This is a genomic window from Teichococcus aestuarii, from assembly GCF_042651065.1.
In the GTDB taxonomy this organism is placed as follows: Bacteria; Pseudomonadota; Alphaproteobacteria; order Acetobacterales; family Acetobacteraceae; genus Pseudoroseomonas; species Pseudoroseomonas aestuarii.
Genome location: NZ_JBHSCH010000005.1, coordinates 124,089 through 131,203 on the forward strand (window position 1 = coordinate 124,089; position 7,115 = coordinate 131,203).

9 protein-coding genes and 1 tRNA gene are annotated in these 7,115 nt (G+C 70.0%); 2 read left to right on the top strand and 8 right to left on the bottom strand.

Going from position 1 to position 7,115, the window contains the following annotated elements:
• Position 1: 1 nt before the first annotated feature.
• From ACFOY6_RS04600 to ACFOY6_RS04615, 4 genes are all read right to left on the bottom strand, one after another.
• Positions 2 to 1,072 carry a GNAT family N-acetyltransferase gene (locus ACFOY6_RS04600; RefSeq protein WP_379649200.1) on the bottom strand — a complete coding sequence of 357 codons (1,071 nt, stop codon included), beginning with the start codon at positions 1,070 to 1,072 and terminating at the stop codon, positions 2 to 4.
• Between the two features lie 426 nt (positions 1,073 to 1,498).
• Positions 1,499 to 1,574, bottom strand: a tRNA-Glu gene (locus ACFOY6_RS04605).
• A gap of 24 nt (positions 1,575 to 1,598) precedes the next feature.
• A complete protein-coding gene (locus tag ACFOY6_RS04610; RefSeq protein WP_379649202.1) occupies positions 1,599 to 1,823 on the bottom strand; it encodes a DUF2256 domain-containing protein in 225 nt (74 codons plus the stop codon).
• Positions 1,824 to 1,849: 26 nt separating this feature from the next.
• Positions 1,850 to 2,149: a DUF6476 family protein gene (locus ACFOY6_RS04615; protein WP_109515448.1), complete on the bottom strand. Its 300-nt coding sequence runs from the start codon at positions 2,147 to 2,149 to the stop codon at positions 1,850 to 1,852.
• 37 nt (positions 2,150 to 2,186) lie between these two features.
• Between ACFOY6_RS04615 and ACFOY6_RS04620 the strand changes: the two genes are divergently transcribed.
• Both ACFOY6_RS04620 and rpoH read left to right on the top strand, forming a co-directional pair.
• Positions 2,187 to 3,161, top strand: a complete 975-nt coding sequence (locus ACFOY6_RS04620; RefSeq protein WP_379649211.1) for an RluA family pseudouridine synthase — start codon at positions 2,187 to 2,189, stop codon at positions 3,159 to 3,161.
• Positions 3,162 to 3,390: 229 nt separating this feature from the next.
• Complete coding sequence (gene rpoH, locus ACFOY6_RS04625) at positions 3,391 to 4,275, top strand: RNA polymerase sigma factor RpoH (protein ID WP_109515447.1); 885 nt, start codon at positions 3,391 to 3,393, stop codon at positions 4,273 to 4,275.
• A gap of 101 nt (positions 4,276 to 4,376) precedes the next feature.
• Here rpoH and ACFOY6_RS04630 read toward each other — a convergent pair whose 3' ends face one another.
• The 4 genes from ACFOY6_RS04630 to ACFOY6_RS04645 form a co-directional block, all read right to left on the bottom strand.
• Positions 4,377 to 4,730: a DUF3140 domain-containing protein gene (locus tag ACFOY6_RS04630; RefSeq protein WP_379635012.1), complete on the bottom strand. Its 354-nt coding sequence runs from the start codon at positions 4,728 to 4,730 to the stop codon at positions 4,377 to 4,379.
• A complete protein-coding gene (locus ACFOY6_RS04635; RefSeq protein WP_379649204.1) occupies positions 4,727 to 5,233 on the bottom strand; it encodes a hypothetical protein in 507 nt (168 codons plus the stop codon). The genes ACFOY6_RS04630 and ACFOY6_RS04635 overlap by 4 nt, the downstream gene beginning before the upstream one ends.
• Positions 5,234 to 5,337: 104 nt before the next feature.
• Entirely contained in the window at positions 5,338 to 6,627 is a 1,290-nt protein-coding gene (locus tag ACFOY6_RS04640; RefSeq protein ID WP_109515003.1) for an adenylosuccinate synthase, read from the bottom strand.
• Between the two features lie 2 nt (positions 6,628 to 6,629).
• The coding region (locus tag ACFOY6_RS04645) for an ATP phosphoribosyltransferase regulatory subunit (protein WP_379649206.1) at positions 6,630 to 7,115 on the bottom strand (486 nt) is incomplete at its 5' end.

Here is a 7,115-nt window from a genome sequence, read left to right on the forward strand (position 1 = left end):
CTCAGCCGGTGCGGGCGGCGATCAGCGCCTCAGCCTCCACCGGCAGGACCGGATCGGCGCGCAGCGGCTGCAACGGCACGACGTTGCTCGGCATGACGGCGACGTAGCGGAAGGAGACCTCGCTGGTCGGCAGGAACGCGGCGCGGCACTGGCGGCGCGAGAAGTGCAGCCCCTCATCGGCCGGGTCGCGCGCATACTGGGCGCCCATGACGAAATAGCCCCCCGGCGCGCGGCCATAGGCCCGCTGCAGCATCGTCAGCATCAGGTGCCAGCCGGTGCCGTTGCGCGTATCCCGCGCGCCGGATTCCAGGAAGTAGGTGTTGGGGCCGAAATCGATGCCCGCGAAGGCAGCCATGTCCTCGCCGCCGCCCCGCGCCACGGCGAGGAAGTTGTTCTGCCGCAGCGCCATCAGCCGCATGGCGAAGCGCAGGAAATGCCGCGCCTGCCGGAAGTCGAGCTGCTTGCGCTCCGCCAGCATGGATTTCAGCGCCTGCAGGGCGGGCCAGCGGCGCAGCGTCTCCCGCCCCTGCCGGATCTCCACCGCCAGGTCGGCGAACTGCTCCTGCGCCCGCTTGGCGTTGCGCCGGGCATTGCTGCTGAGGCCGCGCAGATAGGCCTCCCAGCTGCTCCATTCCCGGAACGAGACCGCATGCACGGTGATGGGCTCGACCGCGGTGACGGTGACGCCGGGGATCGCGGCCAGATCGGCCTCGCGCGGCGCTTCGAGGCTCCATTGCGAGCCATAATGATACTCGCCCGCCCCGAGCCGGCCGAGCACCGCCTGCATCGCCTCGGACCACAGCTGCTGCTCCTCGGGCAGCAATTGCAGGCTATCGGCGAAGACCCGCCGCCGCAGGCTGATGCCCACGGCACACTGGCCGATCTTCCGCCGCTCGCCACCACGCACCGCGTGGATCTCGAGCAGGCGGAGCCGGTAAGGCAGGTGATGATCGAGCTGCCAGAGGGCCAGAGCCCCGTGCGCGCAGCGAAACGAAGCTCCGCAACGCTGCGCAAAGCGGTCCCATTCCGCCACGCCGGCGGCGCAATCGGAGATGACGAGGTTTGTCGACATGGACGGAGAGCTGCCGTGCTTTTTGTGGATGCACCCACCGGGGCGGCAGGAGCAGCGCAGCATATCATCGCAAAATTTCGACAAATTCAGTTAATTGGTGAATTCTCATCCACGGATCATGTCTGAGACTCATTGCGCAGCAAGGTGCTCGAGCTTGTGATCCGGGTTATCCGGTTAAGCGTCCGTAACAGAGCTGTTGCGCAGGCCCCGTCTCCGCTTGGCGGGGGCCGTGTGCGCGCGCCGCCTTGAGCAGCCAGCGCAGGCCACGGGGCGTTTACGGCAGCGCCCGAAGGTCCGCCGAACGGCCTGCCCGGCAGCCGCGGCCATGCCGCAGGCATATGCCTCCGGCCAGGCACGGCAGCCATCGGCGGAGGATCGTTTGGGAGGATGTACAGACGCCCAGACTGGGCCAGGGCTGCAAAGCCTTGGCGTCCCCTAGGGGATTCGAACCCCTGTTACCGCCGTGAGAGGGCGGTGTCCTAGGCCTCTAGACGAAGGGGACTGGAGGCGTCGTGTGAGGGGGCTTCTATCGGGTGGTGCGGCCTCGATCAAGAGGCCGAAGTTCCATTTCCGCATCCGGAACGCTTTTTTCCCGTGCCACCGCCTTGGCGGCGGGATGCCGCCCATCGCGGCAGGCCTGGCTGCAGAAGCGCACCTCATCCCACACCCGCGCCCACTTCCGGCGCCAGGCGAAAGGCCGGCCGCAGCCGGCGCAGGGCTTCTGCGGCAGGTTCGGCTTCTGGTGCGGCATCGGCCTCCTCCTCCGGCAGCCCGGGCTCACTCGCCCAGGCGGATCTCCCCGGCCACGCGCCCGCCCCGCGGATCGACCAGCAGGATCCGCGCGCCATCGGGCCGCTCCACCCACACGGCCAGCCGGCCATCCAGCACGGCGATCTGGCCGATCCGCGAACCAGGCGGCTGGCGCAGGGCGAGATCCGTGCTAACCCCGCTGGCGATCCCGTTGGCGACCCCGCCGGCGGCGCTGTTCATCCGCTGCACCAACGCCACCACCAGCGCCACCGTGGCGACGATGATCATCACCCCCATCACCACCACAAGAATCTTGAGCCCGCGCACCGACACCCCCCGCACCGAAACGGCCGAGCCCGGCCCCATGCCGGACGGCCCCCATGACATACTCGCCGGCCCCGGCGATGCGGGCAGCCGCGCCGACCGGTTCCTGGCCGGCGCGATAGGCACGTTGTCCCGCTCCCGCGTCAAGGCGCTGATGGAGGCGGGGCATGTGACGCGCGACGGCGCGCCGCTGACCGACCCGTCCGAGGCGGTGCGGCCCGGCGCGCTGTACCGCGTAGCGCCGCCCGCGGCCCTGCCGGCCACGCCGCTGGCCCAGGACATTCCCCTGACCATCCTGTTCGAGGATGCCCACCTGATCGTGCTGGACAAGCCGGCGGGGCTGGTGGTGCACCCTGCCCCCGGCAACCAGGACGGCACGCTGGTGAACGCCCTGCTCGCCCATGCGGGCGAGGAGCTGACCGGCATCGGCGGCGAGAGGCGGCCCGGCATCGTCCACCGGCTGGACAAGGACACCTCCGGGGTGATGGTGGTGGCGAAGAGCGCGGTGGCGCACCAGATCCTCTCCGAGGCCTTCGCCAACCGCGACCTGGAGCGGTCCTACCTGGCGCTGGCCTGGGGCGTGCCCGCGAAGCGGCAGGGGGAGATCGAGGCGCCGGTCGGCCGCCACCCGACCGACCGCAAGCGCATGGCCGTGGTGAGCCGGGGCGGCAAGCCGGCGCTGACACGCTTCGTGACGGAACGTGCCTGGGGCAGTGCCTGCGCCCTGCTGCGCTGCCGACTCGCCACGGGCCGGACCCACCAGATCCGTGTGCACCTGTCGCATATCGGCCATCCGCTGGTGGGGGATCCGGTCTATCTGCGGCGCCTGCCGGCCGCCGCGAAGGGTCTGCCGGACGCGGCGCGGGACACGCTGCTGGCCTTTCCGCGGCAGGCGCTACACGCTGAAACCCTTGGCTTTAACCATCCCGTAACCGGCGCTGCGCTAAGGTTCTCCGCGCCCTTGCCGCCCGACATGCAGGCCCTTCTCACATTGCTGGACGGTAACCCGGCGTAACCCGACTATTACAGTCGGGATTTTCTTGCGCAACCCGGCCAACAAGAGTAGCGTTCACCTGTCGCCAACGCCGGGTGCCACCACCAAGGCGCGGCCGTCGGAACCGTCCTTATTCTTGTGACCCCTGGACGGGTCGGCGCGTCAGGGCTTGCGCGGGGACGACCGGACCTATCGCCCGGAGCTCGCCGTCACAGGGGCTCCCGGCCGGTGCAGGAGGCAGATGCTGACCATGGCTTCCACTTCAATGATCCCTATTGCTCCTGAGGGCAATCTTTCCCGCTACCTCCAGGAGATCCGCAAATTCCCCATGCTTTCGCCGGAGGAGGAATTCCGCCTGGCGAAGGAGTGGAAGGACAATGGCGACCAGCAGGCCGCGCATCGTCTTGTCACCTCGCATCTGCGCCTCGTGGCGAAGATCGCCATGGGCTATCGTGGCTACGGCCTGCCCGTCGGTGAGCTGATCAGCGAGGGCAATGTCGGCATGATGCAGGCTGTCCGCCGCTTCGATCCCGACCGTGGCTTCCGCTTGGCCACCTATGCCATGTGGTGGATCCGTGCCGCGATCCAAGAGTACATCCTGCATTCGTGGTCGCTCGTGAAGATGGGCACCACGGCCGCGCAGAAGAAGCTGTTCTTCAACCTGCGCCGCCTGAAGGGCCAGATGGCCGCCTTGGAAGAGGGCGACCTGCAGCCGGAGCAGGTGGAGAAGATCGCCCGCGTGCTGCAGGTTCCCGAGCAGGACGTGGTGTCGATGAACCGGCGCCTGGCCTCGCCCGACAATTCGCTGAATGCCCCGGTGCGGGCCGACAGCGAGGGTGAGTGGCAGGATTGGCTGGTCGATGAGAGCGAGAGCCAGGAATCCGAGATCGCCGAGCGGCAGGACATGTCCAACCGCCGCGAGCTTCTCGGTGAGGCTCTGAAGACGCTCAACGAGCGCGAGCGCCATATCCTGATCGAGCGCCGCCTCAAGGACGAGCCGACCACGCTCGAGGAGCTGTCGCAGCAGTACAACATCTCGCGCGAGCGGGTGCGGCAGATCGAGGTGCGCGCCTTCGAGAAGCTCCAGAAGAGCATGAAGACGCAGATCATGGAACGCCGCCTGACGGCCGAGTGAGAACCAGGGGAAGCAGGCCTTCCCCTGGAACCCGTCTCCCTCTCTCGCACGGCAGTTCCGGGGCGCCACTGGCGCCCCGAAGCGTTTCAGGTGGAGACGTTTCAGGCGAGCGGGTCGTGGCCCCAGTTCATCAGGCTATGGCGCCAGCGCGTGTCCGCCACATCGCCCTTCGGGCGCTGCTTGCCATGGCGGTGGACGTAGCCGATGACCTTGCGCATGTCGGCCAGGTCTTCCTCCGACAGATCCGCCTGCCTGCGCGCCTTGATCTCCAGGATGCGCTGGCCCATCCGGTGGCCCACCGCCTCCCCCTGCCCCTTACCGGTGACCTTCTCGCCCTCCGGCGTCATGCCGACGCTCTGGCTTTCCTCGCTGCCAAGCCATTCGCGCAGCGCGGCGGGCGCCATGTTCACCACCTTGCGGAATTCCGCGATGGTCTCGTCGCGGTCGCCGCTCATGCGTGCTTCTCCAGGGCTTCCTGAAGCTGCGCCTTGGTCATGCGGGAGCGGCCGCGGATGTCGCGGCGGCGCGCCTCCTGCATCAGCGTCTCGCGCGTGGGGGCGTCGCTGGCACGGGCGCGGGCGGCCTTGCGCGCCACATCCGGCGGCTGGGCGCTGAACTGGCGGCCCTTGCGCGTATCCGCCCGCTTCTTCGCGGTGCTGCGGTCGTATTCACCCTTGCTGAGGGTCTCGCGCGCCTTGCGCGGAAGGTAGCGCTCCCCCGTCTCGGCGCTCTTCGCGCCGGAGCGGGTGCCCCAATCCTCGTCCTGCCACTGCTTCAGATGGTTGTCGGCGCTCCTGGCGCCTTTGTAGCCGCCGCCCGCCGCCTTGTACTCGGCGGTGGCGCGCTGCGCCTTGCGCGCGGACCACTGGCCGGGCCTGCCGCCCTTGTCCTCGCGCGTGACCCTGGCCTTGACCGTCTCCCACAGTTCGGGATCGGTCTTCCGGGCGGTGCCGGCCATGCCTGCCTCCATGAAGGGATGGCAGGAAAACGGCCGGTCACCGGTTCCGGTTGCCCCGCTGCAGGCAGGGGGCGCCAGGGGGCGGCGCCCCCTGGCCCGTCGCCTTAGCCCGCGAAGGGGTCGCTGACGAGGATGGTGTCGTCGCGCTCCGGCGAGGTGGAGAGCAGCGTCACCGGCGCCTCCACCAGCTCCTCGATGCGCTTGACGTACTTGATCGCGGTCGCCGGCAGCTCCGCCCAGGAGCGCGCGCCCTGGGTGGATTGCGTCCAGCCTTCGAGCGTCTCGTAGATCGGCTCGGCCTTGGCCTGGGCGCCCAGCGCGGCGGGGAGGCGCTTCACCACCTCGCCGTCGATCCGGTAGCCGGTGCAGATCTTCAGCTCCTCCAGGCCGTCCAGCACGTCGAGCTTGGTCAGCGCCAGGCCCTGGATGCCGCCCACCTTCACCGCCTGGCGCACCAGGCAGGCATCGAACCAGCCGCAGCGGCGAGGCCGGCCGGTGACGGTGCCGAACTCGCGCCCGCGCTCGCCCAGCCGCTTGCCCACATCGTCGAACAGCTCGGTCGGGAACGGGCCGGAGCCGACGCGGGTGGTGTAGGCCTTGGCGATGCCGAGCACGGTGCCGACGCTGTGCGGCCCGACGCCGGCGCCCGCCGCCGCGTTGCCCGCCACCGTGTTGGAGGAGGTGACGTAGGGGTAGGTGCCGTGGTCGACGTCCAGCATCACCGCCTGGGCGCCCTCGAACAGCACGCGCTTGTTGCTGTGGCGGGCCTCGTCCAGCCGCTCCCACACCGCCTCGGCATAGGGCAGCAGCTTGGGCGCGAGCGCCACCAGCTTGTCCAGCAGCTCCTGCTTCTCGAAGGTGGCGGCGCCGAGGCCCTTGAGCAGGGTGTTGTGGTGCAGCAGCAGCTCATCGAGCTTCTGCGAAAGGGTCTCCGGCTCCGCCAGGTCGCAGAGGCGGATGGCGCGGCGCGCCACCTTGTCCTCATAGGCCGGGCCGATGCCGCGGCCGGTGGTGCCGATCTTGGCCTCGCCGCGGGCTTCCTCGCGCGCCTTGTCGATCGCCGGGTGCAGCGGCAGGATCAGCGGCACGTTCTCGGCGATGCGCAGGTTGTGCGGGCCGACATCCAGCCCCTGCCCCCGCACGCGGGAGATCTCGCCCAGCAGCGCGTCCGGGTCCAGCACGACGCCGTTGCCGATGACGCCGAGCTTGCCGCGCACCACGCCGGAGGGCAGCAGGCTCAGCTTGTAGGTCTGGTTGCCCACCACCAGCGTGTGCCCGGCATTGTGGCCGCCCTGGAAGCGGACGACGATATCGGCCCGGCTCGCCAGCCAGTCGACGACCTTGCCCTTGCCTTCGTCGCCCCACTGGGCGCCGATGATGGCGACATTGGCCATGGTCAAGCAATCTCCTCGATCGGCGCGGCGCTGTCTCCGCGCAGGATGTGGCCGCAGCGGAGTTGCCGCGGCGTGTCGGCGGACGAAAGCGCCGCCACCGTGATGAAACCTTGCATGCGCAGCCGCGCCGCCGCCGCCGGGTCGCTGCCCAGCGGGAGGAAGACGCGGCGGGGCGGCGGTCCGGCGGGCGCCGCGCGGCGCACCGCGTCCGGGTAGAGCGTCATGCCCGTGGCCGCCTCCTCGCCGCTGCGGTAGCGGCCGCCGCGCGCGAGCTCCCCGGTGTTGCCCGGACCATAGAGGGTGAAGGCCACCCCGACATGATACTGCAGCCCGCGGAACTCCACCGGGTCCAGCGTGATGCGCAAGCCCGGCGCGCGGGCGCGGATGGCGGCGACGATGGCCGCCGCGTTGTCGGCGATGGCGCGCGCCTCGGGCGGCAGCCCGGCGCCGCGCAGCGCGGCGAGCTGCGGGTCGGCGGGGCCTGCGGC